Here is a 15,947-nt window from a genome sequence, read left to right on the forward strand (position 1 = left end):
GGGCGGCGGATGCTTGGCGGTATCGAGGCCGCCCGGGGGCCGGTCAGCGTCGCTTGGCGTCGGCGTTGACGAGGGAGCGGATCACCAGGGCGCAGACGGTGACCGAGGCGCCGGTGATGGCTACCGCGAGGAGCATGGAGACCAGGACGACGCCGACGACCAGGACCACGGCCGTCCCGCCGCCGACGAGGGCGAGGGCGGTGCCGGGCGTGAGCTGCACCGTGGGCCGGGACTGCATCGCGGCGACCGGAGCAGGAGGCGGAACCTGCGCACTCGGCACGACGGTGGTCGGCCCCACCGGCACGGACGGCATGACGTGACCCGTGGGCGTGGGATTGGTCGGGATCTTCGGGCGGAGCATCGGTGTTCTCCCTTCGGTTCGTGCTACTTGACGAAGTCGTTGACGACGGGGGCAAGCACGCTGTCGGCGAGGAGGAAGCCGCCGAGGAGGAGCACGGCGATGAGCCACCAGGGCGGGCGGATGAGCTTGACGCCGAGGTAGCCGACGGTGAGAAGTGCGAGCCAGAGCGGAACGTCCATCGGGGTCGGCCTCCTAGCTGACGCGGCAGCGGTGGGCGCGGGCGGCGAGCTGTGCGGCGGACTGGCTGGAGTAGTCGGCGGATCAGCCGCACCGGTCGTTGGTGCACACGGCGGCGTGTTTGGTCCGGCCGCGGCGGTCGCGATGGGTGCCGATCTGTACGGGGCCGATCCGCATCACGGAGTGGAAGAAGTCGCGGGCGGGCATGTCAGTCGGTTTCCTCTCGGGTGGCGGTCGGGTCGGGGAAGGTGGCGCGGATGCCGGCGGCGGTGGCCGGGTCGGTGGTGCGCTGGGCGGCTTCGTCGGCGAGCAGGTGGGCGAGGTAGGGCCGGTTGGCGGCGGTCATTTCGCGGGCGCCGTCGAGGTAGTCGGCGGTGGTCAGGTCGGCCGGGTCACGGGTCACGGCTTGTCTCCCTTCTGGATCAGGTGAGTTGGGCGGCGATGGCGTCGGCGAGATGGGGCGGGACGCCGAGGCGGGCGCGGAGGGTGTCGGTGTCGATCCGGGCGCCGGTGCGGGCGTGGTGGTCGTCGGCGACCTTGCGGGCGTGGGCGACCAGCGCAGCCGGGACCGGCATGGCTGTGGGCAGGGCCGGGGTTTCCTCGGTCTCCGGGACGGCGACGGGTTCGGCCACCCGGCTCGACTCAGCGGCGACGGGGTCGTGATCCGTCTCGGGCGCGAGTTCCGGAGCCAGGGCGGAAGGTGCCGGCGGAGCCGGGGAGGGGTCCGCGGGTGAGTGGGCGAGGAGGGTGCCGCCCATGAAGGCCAGGGCGGGCCAGGCGGCGACGAGGATGCGCAGCCAGGCCGGGACATCGTTCAGGTCGAGCAGTCCGGCGGTGGCGACGTTGGCGCCGAGCGAGGCGACCAGGGCGATGAGGAACCAGCACCAGGCCAGCCGGGACGGCCCATCGGCGCGCAACCGACGCCAGGCGGCGACCAGGAGCAGGTCCACGGAGACCGGGTAGGCCCAGGCCTTCCAGCCGGTCTGTCCGGCAGCGGCGGCAAGGTCGTGCAGGTGGGCGAAGGACAGTGCCCCGGCGATGACGGCCTGAACGAGCACGGCGTCGATGCGGAGAGCGGGGCGGGCCATCACGGCTCCTTCCTGTGATCAGGCATGGCGGGGGTAGGGAACCGGCGCGAAGGGCGGTCACGCCGACCGTGGGAGGGGTGGGTCAGGCGGTGGCGGGGGCTGTCTTGGACAGCGGCACGCGGGCCGAGTGCAGCGGGGCGACCGCGGGCCGGAAGGACGCGAGGACGGGCACCTCGGGGGTGCGGTCGGCGTGCTTGTTGCAGACGTTCACGGCCAGGCGCAGCGAGGTGTGCGGGGCGCGGATGCGGTGCCAGCCGCCGGTGGAGTCCCCGGCGATGGCGATGCCGCGTGTCTCAGCAGGAATCTGGATGGCAGCGAGTACGGCATCCGGCGCGATGTCGCCGAAGGCCATGTTCGCGGACGTCTCGTCGTTGACGCGGTGCGCGGTGCGGCCGGTGAGCTGGGCGCGGAGCATCGTGATGCCCTTGCCGAGTTCGGAGCCGAAACGCTGCCCACAGATCTCCAAGTAGACGCCGGCCGCGCGGCCGAACTGGGCGAGACGGACCAGGGCGGTGATGATCCGGTCCCGCCGCTTCTCTTCCTCCTTGTTGGCGAAGAGGGCGAGTTCGGCAACCTCGTCGACCAGGACGACGACCGGAACCGGCCGTAGATCCTCGGGCAGATCCCAGATGTCGGCGGCGATCTCCGCGTCCGGCACGGCGACGCTGACCCGCTGCTCGGCGCGGATGAGCTGATACACAAGCGTGCGAGCACGCCTGATCAACAAGCTCAAGGCGTGGCGGGGCATCGCGACCCGCTACGGCAAGACCCCGGGAAGCTACCTCGCCGGGCTTCACCTGCGTGCCTCGGTGATCTGAATCAAAGACCTCACCCGAACCAGAGCCGAGAGCCGCGCAGGTCATCGGGGGACGTAGCTTGTCGGGATCGCAGTTGTGGGCTCTCAGCGGCAGCCGCATTCCCGGATGTCGGGAGTTCGATGGCCCGCGGCCGCCCGGGAGTGGGGATCGTGCGCCACCAGCGCGGTGTCGGCCCGCGGGCTCAGGCGAGGGCGGCGACCAGCAGGGCGAAGGCGGCGATGATCACGGCGACGCGGACGTAGTGGAAGCGGTCCCAGCGGTTCATCTGCTCCTTCCAGTCCTCGGGTCGGTTCTCGGGGGTCCACGTCTTGCCCCGGTTGTTGATCGGGACGAGCAGCAGGATCGACATGATCACGCTGAGGATCAGCAGCGCGCCGGCGGTGACGACGAGGCCGGTGCCGTGGTGGTGCCATCCGGCGATGGCCCAGACCGCGACGAGGGCGAGCGAGGTGATGTACCAGACCGGCATCACGGCGCCGAGCATCCGGCCCCCGTGGGCGCGGCCGAGTTGGCCACTGTCGCCGGGGAGTGCGTTGAGGATCGGGCCGATGACAAAGGCGACGGAGAACTCCACCCCCACCATCACGCCGACGACCACGGTGGTGAAGACCTCTAGCGCGTTGAGCATGGCGACCCTCCTGGCATCTAGTGTTGCTAGCTGATGAGGCAACGCTAGTACTGTCGCCGCTCACTTGTCTAGCGATGCTAGGATCGCATCATGTCGGTACAAGAACGCAAGCAGCGCGAACGGGCGGAGCGCGAACGCCTCATCGTGGCGACAGCCCGCGAACTCGCCGAGCAGCAGGGCTGGGACGCGGTCACCACCCGCCGCCTCGCCGAGCGCATCGAATACAGCCAGCCCGTCCTCTACAGCCACTTCCGCGGCAAGCGCGAGATCATCGGCGCCGTCGCCCTCGAAGGCGCCGCCGAGATGGCCGCGGCGCTGCGGGCCGCGACCTCCGCTGCGGACGGCCCTCGCACCCGGGTCACCGCCCTCGCCCGCACTTACCTCGACTTCGCCAAGCGCAACCCGGCGGTCTACGACGCCATGTTCCAGCTCGACGGCGGCCTGGCGTTCGCGCACGAGGACACCCCGGAGCTGCTGAAGGACGCCTTCGCCGCCCTGCTGGAAAGCCTCGGCGAGGTCGCCGGAGACGGCGTCCACCCGGGGCTGTTCACCGAGGTGTTCTGGGCGGCCCTGCACGGGCTGGCCACCCTGACCCGGGCGGGACGGCTGCCGCCGGAGGACACCGAGCGGAGGACGGAGCTGCTGATGGAACGGCTCGCCATGGTCTGACACGCCATCCCGGCGGGCACGCAGCCGGGGACCTCGGGCCCCGCCGCTGCCTGCCTGCGGCATCGCTTCCGGTCACTCGCGCCCACACGGCGCAGCCGCAGATCGCCGGGCCCCGTACCCCAGACGGGCACCCGCCCCGCAAGCTGCGATGCTCATTGATCCCGGCCCGATACGCGCCCTGGTTGCCGCATGTCCCAATGGCGCAACGCCCGCGGCCTTCCGGGCCTGAACCCAGTCGTCCCTCAAGTTGCTCCGCCGCAGCCGTCGTCGGTACGGCTCGCGGCAGCGGCACCTGCGTCGCCGCAGATCGGGGATTCCTGGATCTGCGGCGCCGTACCTCCGCCCACGTCCCCACAGCCGTACAACCGACGCCTCTGCTCGCGAGTCGTGATCAAGGCGGCCTCATCCGCCGTCCCGATCCTGACCAGAGGCCCGAATGAACCCAGACAGACGCACGACCGCCGCGACCGCGATCGTGCTCGCCACCGCGGGCGGCCTGCTCACCGCCGTCGCCACGCCCGCCTCCGCCGCGACCACCTGCACCTCGCCGGTATACAAGCGGCAGTTCTTCGCAAACACCGCCTTCTCCGGTACGCCGAAGAAGACCGACTGCGACTCGAAGATCGACGAGAACTGGGGCACGGGAGCCCCGGCTTCCGGCCTGCGGTCGAACTACTTCGGTGTCCGCTGGACAGTGACCCGCGACTTCGGCTCCGGCGGCCCCTTCTCCTTCCCGGTCGAAGCACGTGACGGCATCCGCGTCTACCTCGACGGCGTCCGTAAGGTCAACCTGTGGAAGGACGTCTCGACGACGGTGAAGAAGACGGTCAACGTCACCATTCCGTCCGGCAAGCACACCCTGCGCATCGACTTCGTCAACTGGACCGGCGCCGCCAACGTCAAGTTCGGCTACATACCGAGGACTTCGGCCACCGTCGACAAGGTCAAGCCGCTCACCCCGACGGGCACCACCGTCACGTACAGCACGACGACCGGCAAGGCCAAGATCGCTTGGTCCAAGAACAAGGAGATGGACCTCGCCGGCTACCGCGTCTACCGCCGCCTCAAGGGCGGCGCGTACCCTGCCAAGCCGCTGGCAACCACGACCTCCACGTCGTACACCGACACCCCGCCCCCGACCGGCCAGACCTACTACTACGAGGCCCGCGCGGTCGACAAGGCCGGCAACGAGTCCACCGGCACCGCCGACCAGGGCGTCACCACGCCCGACCGCACGGGTCCGGCCGCCCCCACGGGGCTCACCGCGCACGGCGACCTCCACGGAATGGTGCTCGGCTGGAACGCGGTGCCGGACGCGGCCGCCTACCAGCTGTACGAGAGGAACCCGGCCACCGGCTCGTACACGCTGGTGAAGCAACTCACCGGCACCTCGTACACGCACCCCGTGGGCCACAACGAAACCCCGCACACCTATGTCGTGCGCGCCCTCGACAGGGCGGGGAACCCGGGTCCGTACTCGGCGCCCGTCACCTCCGACGGCATCGACCGCACGGCCCCGGCCGCGCCGGTGAACCTGCGCGCGGCGCCGGACCGGACCAGGGTGCTGCTCACCTGGAACACCCCGGAGCACCCGGCGTCCGACGAGCTGGACAACGACGCCTACTTCACGGTGCTGCGCTTCAAGGGCACCCGGCTCGGCGCGGACGCGGTGCGGGTCCAGTGCGCCGAGGAGAGCCAGACGCTCAACCCCAGCCGGGGCGAGTACTCGTTCGTCTGCTACGACGAGAGCTGGGAGCCGGGCACCGCCTACACCTACGGTGTCATCTTCACCGACTGGCAGGGCAACAAGTCCGCTCCCTCCAACACCGTCACGGTGACCACCGCCGACCGTGTCGCGCCGCAGCCGGTCACCGGACTGACCGCGACGCCGCGCGCCGACGGCACGCTGCTGCGCTGGAACGCCTCGGCGGAGGACGACATCGCCTTCTACCGCGCCCTGCGCGGAGTCCGGCAGGCCGACGGATCGGTCAAGTGGCTGGTCACCTGTACCCCGGGCCAGGACGACCCGACGGCCGCGCTGTGCATCGACGTCCCGGACGGCGAGTCGTACGTCTACGCGGTCTACGCGGTCGACAAGTGGGGCAACGTCACGGCCATCGCCGACTGGGCCACCGTGACCGCCACCGAGCTGGACACCACCCCGGCCGAGCCGATCGGCCAGGACAAGGGCCCGCTGTACGGCGGTGGCGGCTGGACGGCCTCCGAGGCCGCCGGGTCGGTCCAGTGGCACTGCTCCGGCGACATCTGCGCCTCGGTCACCGAGTACCGGGTGAGCCGCTGGAATCCCGAGACGCGGACCTACGACCTGCTGGGCACCGCCGCGCCCACCGGCGATTACTGGCAGTCCTACAGCGACCCCGCCCAGCCGCTCGGCTCGATCTCCTACTACCGCGTGGTCGGCGTCCTCGCCGACGGCACCGAGACCGCGGCCGCGCACCCGTGGCGGATCCGGCCGGACCTGGTCTGAGCACTTCTGCGGGGCCGGAAGCCCACGCCGCTGCGCGGCCGTCGGCGGAGAACGGGAGGGGTGCTGGGGCGAGTGGGGGGGCAGGGAAGGCGCGTGATGGCGGGGCTTTGAGGAACCGGCAGGATCCGCACATGCGTCGTGGCCAGAGCAACGTTGCGCACCTACATCAAGAAGGCAGGGCATGGAACCGGACCCCTCGATATGGGAGTTGCTGGCCACGTTCCTCTTCATGGGGATCACCGCCATTGTGACGATGTCGTTGATCGTGTTCCCCATCATCGGCGTCGGGATCTGGACTGTGTCGCGAGTGCGCCGCAGACGTGACGGCGGCCGCTAGAGCCTGTCTGTGCGGAAGGCGTGGGACTCGGCCTGGCCGGAGCCGCGCAAGAAGCTGCCGCCGCGGCCGTCCGCTCACGGCGTGCTGGGGCCCCCGGCGCACAGTGCGTGGTCGATCAGGGCGCTGGCCGCGTTCTCCTGGTCCAGGATGTGCTTCGGGGTGTCGCCGCGTGCCTCGGACATGGAGACCACGGCGCTTCGCTTGCCGTCGTCGGTGACGCCGTTGAGGGTGATGTAGCCGGCGTCCCCGCCCTCGTGGCTCCAGTAGGTCCCTCCACAGCTCAGAGGGCGTTCGACCAGGCCGAGCCCGTATCGGCCGCCGGGCCACAGCTGTTGGGCCTCCGCGCTCACGGGGACGGTCTGCTTCATCTCGGCCAGCTGCCGCGTCGGTAGCAGGCGGCCCGCGAGCAGCGCACGGAGGAAGCCGTTCTCGTCCCGGGTGGTCGTGACCCACGAAAGGCTCTCGTGGTCCACCGGTATCTGGTCGGTGACGTCCACCACGGAACCGGGGCCGAAGAGCTGGTAGGCCTGGGCGTGCGGCCGGGGCAGGGTGGGCGAGGTGCCCATCCACCGGGTCTGGTCGAGGCCGAGCGGGCGCAGGATGCGGTCCTCGATCTCCTGGTGGGCGGGTTGACCGGTGGCCTTCCGGATGACCATGTCGAGCAGGACGTAGCCGGTGTTGGAGTACCCCCAGCCCTTGCCGGGCGAGAAGTCCGGCGCGTGGGCCATGGCGCGGGAAACCAACCGCTCGGAGCTGTGGACGTCGTGGCGCTGCTGGTAGTACTCCTCCGGCGTGGTGTATCCGGGCAGGTCGTCGTGGATGCCGCTGGTGTGCTGGAGCAGTTGGCGGATGGTGATCCGGCTGCCGTCGTTGCCCTTCCCCCGCACCACTCCAGGCAGCCAGTGGTCGACCGTATCGGCGAGGGACAGCCTGTCCTCGGCCTCCAGTTGGAGGACCACGGTGGCGACCAGCGTCTTGGACGTGCTGGCCATGCGGAAGTAGCCGTCGGAAGGGACCGGGCGGCCGGTGTTCAGGGCGGCGGTGCCGCTGGTGGCGACCGACTGCCGACCGTCAGGCGCGATCACGCGGGCCTGCACACCGCTGACACCGAGGGCGTGGATCGCCTCGGTGTCCTGGCGCAACTGCTGCACACGGGAGGGGCCGGCGGGCCGGGCGACGGTGGCGGCCACCCCCGTGGCGAGCAGCGTAGCGACACCGAGTGCCATGGCGAGGCGCTTTCGCAGGGTCGAAGTCATGGCTGAACGCTAGTTTCGCCCCCAACAGGGCACGATCCGGCACACCCCAGGATCGGAAGGGGGAAAGCCCCCGGGCGGAGGCCCGGTCCAGGTTCGAGCGGGACTGGCGGGCCGCACAGGCTGCGGAGTCACAGCGCCGGCGCCAACTGGCCGCCTACCAGCCGCAGTACCAACAGCGGGCCGATACTCAGCTCGGCGAGATCCGTCGGCACAACGCCGGCGTCATGGCTTCGAGGTCCGGTCCGGGCGGGATGCGGGTGCGCCGCCCGCCGTCAGGTCCCCCACGGAGTCGCCGTAGTACGTCGATCCCTCCAGATGGAAGGCGAGTTGACGGAACGTCCACCCCTTTCCGGGCGACCGGTCGAGCTGATCGGGTGTCAGGGAGTCCAGACGGTTCGGGGGCGTCAGGTGCGTGCGGGGCGTCGAGTACGCCGGAGGCGTCGGGTACGTGCTTCGTGTCCGTCATGCCTCGACGCTAGATCCGTAACGCTTCGGTCCCCGCCGAACCGTTGTCGGGCCTCTCGGGCTCAGGACGACGTGACGTCCTTCGACCGCGGACGCCGGCCCGGCGAGGCGCAGTTCGGACACCAGTAGCCCTCCTGCTGGATGAATATCCATCCGAGCTCCCCGATGTACGGGGAGGCGACGGTCGCACTGTGCAGCACATGGCCGAACAGGTCGGTCTCGATGTCCGGCGGCGGCTCCGCGATGACCAGGTCGAACACGGCCCGTGCCTGGCAGCCCCGGCGGTCGCACGCGAGGTAGAACCGCACCGGGCCGGGCGGCTCTCCGTCTGTGGTCAGGCTCATACATCCACTATGACCGCGGAGTCGGCCCGGCGATGCCGATTCCCGGCCATCGAGCCACCGGGCCCGGATCTCGTCCTCGACCGGGTGGCTCCGGGGCCGGGTTCAGCGCAGCTCCTCCGGGCACGGTGAGCCGGGTGACAGCTGGTAGGGCGCGGCCAGCCGGTACACGCCCGGCCGCGGCGCGAGCAGTTCCGTCCACTCGTCGCCGTCCGCGTCCTCATCGACCTTGATCAGGCAGCCGTTGGTGTTGACGAAGGTCCGAGGGGTGTTCTCGTCCTCGCGCTGCTTGGACGCCTCGGTCTCCTTCGGCCGCTCCACGCTCTTGCCCTTCTCGTCCACCAGGGCGAGCCAGCGCGAGTACGGGATGCGGATCAGGATCCGGCCGGGCTTCTTCACATGGATGGTCAGTTCACCGGCACCGGCCCGGTCCACCGTGGCCGGCGGGTCCGCCAGCGGTACCGCGCTGTCGACCGCGAAGAGCCGCCAGTTGGCGTCCGACCAGATCGGCTTCAGATACGGCAGCCCCGCGTCGACGAGCTCCGCCTCCTGCACGGCACCACTGGAGTCCGGGGATCCCTTGGGCAGCACCACGTAGTGCACCGCCCAGCGGTCGAGCCACTCGCGGTAGGCCGCGCTGTTGAGGGTGTCGTCGTAGAAGAGCGGGTTGCGCTCCATGTCCGCCTGCCGGTTCCAGCCACGGGCCAGGTTGACGTACGGCGCGAGCGCGGACGCCTCCCGGTGGCTGCTGGCGGGCACGACCTCGACCCTGCCGCGTTCCGCGCCGACCTGCTGCAGCTGATTGACCAGAGGTGCCAGCTCACGCGTCCAGGAGGCGGCGGGGGCGGTCCGGACGATGTCGTCGACGCTTTTGAAGCCGATCCAGAAGTTCATCCCGACGAACGCCAGAACCAGTGCGTACCAGCGCCGCGAGCGCGGCTTCGCGTACGGCAGCGCGGCGAGCAGCACCACACCGGCGAACAGCATCGCCATCCGGGTGACGTTCGAGCCGATCTGCGAGTCGATCACGTAGGTCAGCAGCGTCCCGACGCCGTACACGGCAGCGGCGGTGCGGACCGTCTTCCAGTCGCGCGGTACGAGGACGAAGACGAGGACCGCGAAGAGGAACGGCAGCGACAGGGTCGCGATCGACATCGGCTGCGTGCCGGAGAAGGGGAACAGCCACGCGGACAGCGCCACGACCGCGACCGGCGCCAGGCCCAGCGCGTACGCCCCGGGGCGCCGTTTGTTCAGGAAGAGCGCGGCGGCGACCACGCCGAGGAACAGCCCGGCCACGGGGCTGCTCGCCGTCGCGAGCCCGGCGAGCGGGGCGGCGACGGCCGCCTTCGCCCATCGTTTGTACCGCCAGCGGTGCGGCCAGCAGAACACCGCGGTGACCGCCCCCACCGCGAACATCATGCCGAGCCCGAACGTCACCCGCCCGGACAGCGCGTTGCACAGGTACGCGAACACCCCGGCGAACGAGCAGGCGAGCGGGTTGCGCACGGCCCGGACCCGGACCAGGATCAGCGCCGTCAGCGCCGCCGACACGGTCCCGGCGATCATCATCGTCGTCCGCACGCCGAGCACCGACATCAGATACGGCGACACGACGCTGTACGAGACGGGGTGCATGCCTCCGTACCAGGCGAGGTTGTACGCCGTACCGGGATGCCGGCCGACGAACTCCGCCCAGGCGTCCTGGGCCGCGAGGTCACCGCCGCTGTTCGCGAAGAAGAAGAACCAGAGCAGGTGGGCGACCGCGGCGACCACGGTCGTCAGCAGGACCGGGTGCCGACGCAGCAGCCCGCCACGGGGCGGACCGGACGGGGTGGTGGACGAGGTGTCGGACGACGGTCCGGAAGAGTCCGGGGCGGGCGCGGCCGTGCGCACGCCGCCGCTGTCGCCGCCCCTCATGCCGCCGTTGTCGGCCGACTCACGGCCGGGCCTCGGCTCCGCGGTGGTCACTACGGCTCTCCCCGTCTCCCATATCCGCCGGCCCCGTGCCCCGTATATCGGTGAGGACGCCGAATCGGCATCCTTGAGTTGCTCCGGGACGCTAACACGTACGCAGTCGGGAAGAGGGCGCCGGGATCGGCGCCCTCTTCCCGCTACGGGCTGTTTCGGCCATGGCTCCGTCAGCCGAGCCGGGTCAGCTTGTCCCCGAACGTCGGCTCCACCAGATCACTCTTCAGCGCGACGGGCACCTTCACCTGGCTTCGTCCCTCACCCACGGTGAGCGTGCCGACGTGAGTGCCGGCCGCCGCCGAGTGCGGGATCGTCTTGCCGTCGTCGTTCAGATCGAGCTTGACCGTGAGACCGGACCAGCCGACCGCCGAGACGTCCTTGGTCGCGATCACCGGCGTGCTGCCGCCAAGACCGTCGGAGACGGTGCCGACGACATCGCCCTTCTTGATGACCTTCGCATCCTCCAGCAGGTCCTGCGTCGCGATCATGACGTCCTTGCTGACCGCGTTGACCGTGTCGATGATGGACTGCTTGTGCTGGCCGAGAACAGCGCCGACGATCAGCTGGTCGGTTTCGCCGACCATCTTGTGCGCGGCGAAGAGCAGGTTGCCACCGGCCTTGGTGGTGGTGCCGGTCTTGATGCCGAGCGAGCCGTTGTACGGGACGAGTTTGTTCCAGTTCGGCCACACGTGGCCCGAGGGATCGGTCCACGACGGCAGCACGGTGATCGCCATCAACGCCGGAATCTCCACCAGCTTCTCGCCCAGTTTCACCTGGTCCTCGGCCGTGCTGACCGTGGTCGCGTTGAGCCCGGACGGATCGGTGTACGTGGTGTTCTTCATGCCGAGCGACTTGGCGGTGTCGTTCATCTTCTTGACGAACGCCGCCTCGGAACCCGCGTCCCAGCGCGCCAGCAGCCGGGCGATGTTGTTCGCGGACGGGATCATGATGGCCGTGAGCGCCTGCTTCTCGGTGAGCTTGTCGCCCTCCTTCACGGTGTCGAGCGTCGACTCGTTCACCGCGCTGAGCTTGCCGTCCGACTCCGCCTTGGCGTCGATCGTGATGGACGGACCGTCCTCGCCCTTCTTCAGCGGGTGGTCCTTGAGCACGATGTACGCGGTCATCGCCTTGGCCACGCTGCCGATCGGCACGGCCTTCTGCTCGCCGAACGAGCCCACCGTGCCCAGCCCGGTGGCCGCCATGTAGCCCTGGCCCTCGTTGGGCCACGGCAGCGACGGCTTGCTGCCCTTGAAGGTGTACGTCGGCTTCGCCGACATCTGGAGCTTGGGGTCCGGAAGCGGGCGCACCATCTGCACGATCGCAAAGATGATCAACAGAAGCAGGACCAGCGGGGTCCAGATCTTGACCCGGCGCACGGCGGTGCGGACCGGTGTCTCGGGCGGCGGAGGCGTGTTCGTCAACTCGGCGAGCAGGTCGAGCGGCGGCCTGGGCGGCATCGGCTGCTGCGTGGTCCGCTCGGCGGTGGAGAGCGCGGGAGCGGGAGAAGTCGCGGCGGAGGGGGCCGCCGGTGCCTCGGGCTTGCGAGGTGCGGCCGGCGCCGGCCGCACGTCGTCGCCGCGCAGGGGTACGAACTTGCTGGTCCGCTCGGCGGCGGACTCGGGCTTCGACTCCGCGTCCGGCTTCGACACGGGCCGAGTGATCTTCAGCGCGGTCGTCGGCTGGTCGACCTTGGCCGCGGCGGGCGCCCTGAAGACGGCGGTCGGCTGATCGACGCCGCGCTTGCCCTCGGAGGTGTCGTTCTTGTCCTCACCGTCGGCGGCGTCGGCGTCGTCGACGTCCTTCGCCTCGGCGGTGTCCTTGCCGGTGTCCTCGGCGTCGTCCGCGTTCTTGGCCTTGTCCGAGCGCTTGGCCTTCGCCGCGTCGTCCGCACCCTTCGCCTTGGCGCCGTCGCCCGCGTCGCCTGCGTCAGCCGCACCGGCCGTGACCTCGGCCTCGCCTTCCGAGGCTTCGGCGCCGTCGACTTCTTCGGTGTCCGAGGTCTTCTCGCGTGACCCGGCGACCCGGGCCTCGTCGGAAGCATCGTCGCCCGACGCGGTCGCCCCGTCCGGGGCGTCGTCGTCCGAAGCGGCAGCATCGGCGTCCGCGTCCGGCTCGGCCGCGCTCTCGGACATAGCGCCCTTCGCGTCGTCGCCGTCCTTCGCGTCGCCGGCGTCCTTCGAGCCCTCGCCGCTCTCGTCGCCCTCGCCGCCGTCCTTCGACACCCAGGCGGCGACCGCCGCGCGCAGCCGCGCGTCACCCGCCTCGGGAGCCGCATCGGCAGGCTCGGCAGCGTCCGTGTCCTCCGCGCCGTCCGCGTCCGCCGCACTCTTCGCGGGCTCAGGGGCCTCAGAAGCCTTCTCCGGGCCCTGAGCGGCCTTCTCCGCCCTCTCGGTACCCTCGTCCCCCTCGGCGCCCGTAGAGGCTTCGGAGTCGCCGGAGGCCTCGCCGTCCGAGGAGACCTCCCGAGCCGCCGGGCTCTCCCCGCGCTTCCCGTCCTCGTCGTCCCCGGACGGTCGCGTACGGAAGACGGCCGTCGCCGTGTCCGCCTTGCCGCCCTCGCCGTCGCCGGACGAACCCGTACGGAAAACCGCTGTCGCCGTGTCCGTCCCGCCGCGGGCCTCGGCCTCGGCGGGCGGTTCACGGAAGACGGCAAGCCGCGGATCGCTCTCGCCGCGAGTCGTCCCCGACGACTCCTGCTGCTTCGACTTGTCGGGGGACTCGCCCGCCACCGATGCCTCCTCCATGCGGCGCGGGGACATCCCCGCGCTGTCCGAACCATCTACCAGTGTCCTGTGTGAACCACCGGCCCGGCTGCTAGACGAGAACGACATACCTACTGGTTCCCGTGCAAAGCACCCAGGCACTCTCGACAGACCAATGTGAGAGGGGTCACCCTGTCATTCATCCACGCGGGGAGGCATGGATGGGCAGGAGCCGCAGAACAATTCCGGAGGAGCTTCTGCTGCTCGCTCTGGACCCGACCACGGGTACCACAGCGCAGCCGCAGTCGCTCGACCTCGGCCTCGCCGGAGCTCAGCTAGTGGAGCTGGCTCTGGCAGGACGGATAGCCCCTGACGGGGATCGTATCGCCGTGGTGATGCCACGGCCGACAGGAGATCCGACTCTGGACTCCGCACTGGAACTGCTGCGCCGACGCGGCAGCCCGGTCCGGGCGGTCCACTGGATCGGCGGGCCCCGGCTGGGGCTGCGTCAGATCTACCTCGCTCATCTGGAGCGATGCGGCATGGTGCATGCCGTGGCGGGCCAGATGTGCGGAGTTCTGCCGACAACTCGCTACCAGGCGACGGACACGGCGATCAGCCGGGACATCAGAGCCAGGCTGGACAGTGCGATCCGCACCGGCGTACCGCCGGACCCGCGGACCGCGGCGCTCGCCGCGCTGGCCCACGCGGTCGGACTCGGCAAGCACCTGTACCCCGGGAACGAGGGGCGTTCATCGCGCTCCAGGCTCCGGGACCTGATCAGGCACGACCCGATGGGCGGACTCGTGGCGCACGCCGTGATGGACGTCCAGAACGGGGCGGTCGCACAGCCGCGCCGCAATCAGGCGGCCGGAATGCCGTTGCAACCGCAAGTGCAGTCGCAGTCACGCCGGGGCAGCATGGCGCACACCGCGGCCCACTAGGGGGTTTCGCTCGGATCGGGCCGGAGCCCTGCATGATCCGGACGAGAGGCCCGACGGCCGCGCCCGGCGCCACGCGCACCGCGGCACACCGCACGGCAGCGCAGGGCACCACAGGGCACGGCCGTATCAACGGCACGAACGTATCAACGGCACGGACACACCAATCGAATACCGCCGCACCGCCGTCCCCAAGACCCGGTTCGGGAGCCGCACCAAGCGCGGGGCAGCCGGATTCACGCTGCCCCGCGCGCTTGCGTGTCTCCATTTCCCAGCGCGGCCAGGGGCAGGGGTGGCAATCTGCTCAGCAGTAGATACGCACAGCTACATAGCCGGAGGTGCCGTTTCCGTGCCGTCCAACGTCAATCCCACCGTCAGGCGACGCCGGTTGGGTCAGGAATTGCGCCGACTGCGCGAACTCAAAGGTATGACGGCCGAGGAGGTGGCGGAGCGGCTGCTGGTGTCGCAGTCGAAGATCAGCCGCCTGGAGAACGGCCGCCGTTCCATCAGCCAGCGCGACGTCCGCGATCTCTGCGGAGTGTACGAGGTCGAGGACCACCGGATCGTCGACTCACTCATGCAGATGGCCAAGGACTCGCGCCAGCAGGGCTGGTGGCACGCCTTCGGTGACATCCCGTACAGCGTCTACATCGGTCTGGAGACGGATGCCGAGTCGCTGCGGGTGTACGAACCCCAGGTGGTACCGGGCCTGCTGCAGACGCGGAGTTACGCCGAGGCGCTCATCAGCGGCGCGTTGCCGGAGGCCCCGCCGAGCGAGATCGACAAGCGCGTCAGCGTACGGGCCCGCCGTCAGGACCGGATCACCGACCCGGAGCATCCGCTGCGGCTGTGGGTGGTGATCGACGAGTCCGCGCTGCGCCGGCTGGTCGGCGGCCGGCAGGTGATGATCGAGCAGTTGGAGCAACTGGTCGAACTGTCGCACCTGCCGCACGTCACCGTGCAGGTCCTGCCCTTCGAAATGGGCGCGCACCCCGGCATCAACGGGCAGTACGCCATCCTGGAATTCCCGGACGCCGCGGACTCCAGTGTCGTCTATATCGAGGGCGTCACCAGCGACCTCTACCTGGAGAAATCCAATGACGTACAGCGGTACAGCGTCATGTACGAGCATCTGCGGGCCCAGGCGCTGAACGTGGAGCAGACACGTCACTTCATCAGCGACATCGCGAAGAAGTACGCGGGAAGCTCCGGCGCGTGAAACCGGAAGCTCCGAGCGTGAAACCGGGCGCGCCGGCACGTAAAACCGGACAGCCCAATGGTCCGGTATGCGGGAAATGAAGTGAAGCAACGGGAAGGGCGGCGGTAAGGTACACCGCCGCCCACCCACAGAGGAAGATCTTGGTGGTATATACCATCCGGTCGAGTGAACGGCCCCTTCACTCACGGGACTTGGCGAGTAGCGTCGATCACGCCACATGGAGCACTGACGGAACGCTGTCGGTGCCCCTCACACGACTCTCTGAACCGGAGTGAACATGGCCATTCGTCAGGGTGCTACGGACAAGTGGACGAAGTCCTCGTATTCCGGGGGCAACGGCGCCTGCGTCGAAGTCAAGTCCCCTCTCGCACAGGCAATCGCCGTACGCGACTCGAAGGCCCCCGAGGGCCCTTCGATCACGTTCGTCCCCGCCGCGTGGAACGCCTTCGTGCGTGACGTCGGCAAGGGCGCCGTCGACGCCTGATCGCC

At 69.9% G+C, this 15,947-nt stretch carries 15 protein-coding genes and 3 pseudogenes; 7 read left to right on the forward strand and 11 right to left on the reverse strand.

The genetic code is table 11. The features are described 5' to 3' along the window. Positions 1-43: 43 nt before the first annotated feature. The 6 genes and pseudogenes from ABZ826_RS07130 to ABZ826_RS07155 all read right to left on the reverse strand — a co-directional run. Positions 44-361: a SpdD-like protein gene (locus tag ABZ826_RS07130; protein ID WP_361443478.1), complete on the reverse strand. Its 318-nt coding sequence runs from the start codon at positions 359-361 to the stop codon at positions 44-46. Positions 362-384: 23 nt separating this feature from the next. Further along, positions 385-540, reverse strand: a complete 156-nt coding sequence (locus tag ABZ826_RS07135) for a hypothetical protein (RefSeq protein WP_361443481.1) — start codon at positions 538-540, stop codon at positions 385-387. A gap of 13 nt (positions 541-553) precedes the next feature. Further along, a pseudogene (locus tag ABZ826_RS07140) lies at positions 554-745 on the reverse strand (mobile element transfer protein). A gap of 1 nt (position 746) precedes the next feature. Then, a complete protein-coding gene (locus ABZ826_RS07145) occupies positions 747-941 on the reverse strand; it encodes a hypothetical protein (protein ID WP_361443484.1) in 195 nt (64 codons plus the stop codon). A gap of 19 nt (positions 942-960) precedes the next feature. Further along, on the reverse strand, positions 961-1,626 hold the full coding sequence (locus ABZ826_RS07150) for a DUF2637 domain-containing protein (protein WP_361443487.1): 666 nt from the start codon (positions 1,624-1,626) through the stop codon (positions 961-963). Positions 1,627-1,708: 82 nt separating this feature from the next. Continuing rightward, positions 1,709-2,326: pseudogene (locus tag ABZ826_RS07155) on the reverse strand (FtsK/SpoIIIE domain-containing protein); the annotation flags it as partial. 13 nt (positions 2,327-2,339) lie between these two features. Between ABZ826_RS07155 and ABZ826_RS07160 the strand changes: the two are divergent. Next, positions 2,340-2,444 (forward strand): annotated as a pseudogene (locus ABZ826_RS07160) (IS5/IS1182 family transposase); the annotation flags it as partial. Positions 2,445-2,625: 181 nt separating this feature from the next. Here the strand turns inward: ABZ826_RS07160 and ABZ826_RS07165 are convergent. Then, entirely contained in the window at positions 2,626-3,072 is a 447-nt protein-coding gene (locus tag ABZ826_RS07165; RefSeq protein ID WP_361443490.1) for a DUF1772 domain-containing protein, read from the reverse strand. 90 nt (positions 3,073-3,162) lie between these two features. Here ABZ826_RS07165 and ABZ826_RS07170 point away from each other — a divergent pair, with 90 nt between their 5' ends. The 3 genes from ABZ826_RS07170 (at position 3,163) to ABZ826_RS07180 (ending at position 6,566) form a co-directional block, all read left to right on the forward strand. After that, positions 3,163-3,741 carry a TetR/AcrR family transcriptional regulator gene (locus tag ABZ826_RS07170; RefSeq protein WP_361443493.1) on the forward strand — a complete coding sequence of 193 codons (579 nt, stop codon included), beginning with the start codon at positions 3,163-3,165 and terminating at the stop codon, positions 3,739-3,741. Positions 3,742-4,177: 436 nt separating this feature from the next. Beyond that, the gene (locus tag ABZ826_RS07175) at positions 4,178-6,229 is read left to right on the forward strand and encodes a PA14 domain-containing protein (RefSeq protein ID WP_361443496.1); all 2,052 of its coding nucleotides are present in this window, start codon (positions 4,178-4,180) and stop codon (positions 6,227-6,229) included. A 181-nt stretch (positions 6,230-6,410) separates the two neighbouring features. Continuing rightward, positions 6,411-6,566, forward strand: a complete 156-nt coding sequence (locus tag ABZ826_RS07180; protein ID WP_361443499.1) for a hypothetical protein — start codon at positions 6,411-6,413, stop codon at positions 6,564-6,566. A gap of 74 nt (positions 6,567-6,640) precedes the next feature. Here ABZ826_RS07180 and ABZ826_RS07185 read toward each other — a convergent pair whose 3' ends face one another. The 4 genes from ABZ826_RS07185 to ABZ826_RS07200 form a co-directional block, all read right to left on the reverse strand. Next, on the reverse strand, positions 6,641-7,822 hold the full coding sequence (locus ABZ826_RS07185) for a serine hydrolase domain-containing protein (RefSeq protein ID WP_361443502.1): 1,182 nt from the start codon (positions 7,820-7,822) through the stop codon (positions 6,641-6,643). A 527-nt stretch (positions 7,823-8,349) separates the two neighbouring features. Continuing rightward, positions 8,350-8,631 carry a hypothetical protein gene (locus tag ABZ826_RS07190; protein ID WP_361443505.1) on the reverse strand — a complete coding sequence of 94 codons (282 nt, stop codon included), beginning with the start codon at positions 8,629-8,631 and terminating at the stop codon, positions 8,350-8,352. Positions 8,632-8,733: 102 nt separating this feature from the next. Then, positions 8,734-10,596 (reverse strand): MFS transporter, encoded by a 1,863-nt coding sequence (locus ABZ826_RS07195; RefSeq protein WP_361443508.1) that lies wholly within the window; start codon positions 10,594-10,596, stop codon positions 8,734-8,736. A gap of 170 nt (positions 10,597-10,766) precedes the next feature. Beyond that, entirely contained in the window at positions 10,767-13,355 is a 2,589-nt protein-coding gene (locus ABZ826_RS07200; RefSeq protein ID WP_361443511.1) for a D-alanyl-D-alanine carboxypeptidase, read from the reverse strand. Between the two features lie 164 nt (positions 13,356-13,519). Here ABZ826_RS07200 and ABZ826_RS07205 point away from each other — a divergent pair, with 164 nt between their 5' ends. From ABZ826_RS07205 to ABZ826_RS07215, 3 genes are all read left to right on the forward strand, one after another. After that, on the forward strand, positions 13,520-14,242 hold the full coding sequence (locus tag ABZ826_RS07205) for a GPP34 family phosphoprotein (protein ID WP_361443514.1): 723 nt from the start codon (positions 13,520-13,522) through the stop codon (positions 14,240-14,242). Between the two features lie 346 nt (positions 14,243-14,588). Then, positions 14,589-15,458, forward strand: coding sequence for a helix-turn-helix transcriptional regulator (locus tag ABZ826_RS07210; RefSeq protein WP_361443517.1), 870 nt, complete (start codon positions 14,589-14,591; stop codon positions 15,456-15,458). A 277-nt stretch (positions 15,459-15,735) separates the two neighbouring features. Next, positions 15,736-15,942, forward strand: a complete 207-nt coding sequence (locus tag ABZ826_RS07215; protein ID WP_266360788.1) for a DUF397 domain-containing protein — start codon at positions 15,736-15,738, stop codon at positions 15,940-15,942. Positions 15,943-15,947: the final 5 nt, after the last annotated feature.

Source organism: Streptomyces sp. NPDC047515 (genome assembly GCF_040643055.1).
Classification (GTDB): domain Bacteria; phylum Actinomycetota; class Actinomycetes; order Streptomycetales; family Streptomycetaceae; genus Streptomyces.

Bases quoted from the DNA above. Each gene is read 5' to 3' on its own strand.
- ABZ826_RS07130 (WP_361443478.1), bottom strand. From the start codon at position 361: ATGCTCCGCCCGAAGATCCCGACCAATCCCACGCCCACGGGTCACGTC.
- ABZ826_RS07135 (WP_361443481.1), bottom strand. From the start codon at position 540: ATGGACGTTCCGCTCTGGCTCGCACTTCTCACCGTCGGCTACCTCGGC.
- ABZ826_RS07150 (WP_361443487.1), bottom strand. From the start codon at position 1,626: ATGGCCCGCCCCGCTCTCCGCATCGACGCCGTGCTCGTTCAGGCCGTC.
- ABZ826_RS07165 (WP_361443490.1), bottom strand. From the start codon at position 3,072: ATGCTCAACGCGCTAGAGGTCTTCACCACCGTGGTCGTCGGCGTGATG.
- ABZ826_RS07170 (WP_361443493.1), top strand. From the start codon at position 3,163: ATGTCGGTACAAGAACGCAAGCAGCGCGAACGGGCGGAGCGCGAACGC.
- ABZ826_RS07175 (WP_361443496.1), top strand. From the start codon at position 4,178: ATGAACCCAGACAGACGCACGACCGCCGCGACCGCGATCGTGCTCGCC.
- ABZ826_RS07180 (WP_361443499.1), top strand. From the start codon at position 6,411: ATGGAACCGGACCCCTCGATATGGGAGTTGCTGGCCACGTTCCTCTTC.
- ABZ826_RS07185 (WP_361443502.1), bottom strand. From the start codon at position 7,822: ATGACTTCGACCCTGCGAAAGCGCCTCGCCATGGCACTCGGTGTCGCT.
- ABZ826_RS07190 (WP_361443505.1), bottom strand. From the start codon at position 8,631: ATGAGCCTGACCACAGACGGAGAGCCGCCCGGCCCGGTGCGGTTCTAC.
- ABZ826_RS07200 (WP_361443511.1), bottom strand. From the start codon at position 13,355: ATGTCCCCGCGCCGCATGGAGGAGGCATCGGTGGCGGGCGAGTCCCCC.
- ABZ826_RS07205 (WP_361443514.1), top strand. From the start codon at position 13,520: ATGGGCAGGAGCCGCAGAACAATTCCGGAGGAGCTTCTGCTGCTCGCT.
- ABZ826_RS07215 (WP_266360788.1), top strand. From the start codon at position 15,736: ATGGCCATTCGTCAGGGTGCTACGGACAAGTGGACGAAGTCCTCGTAT.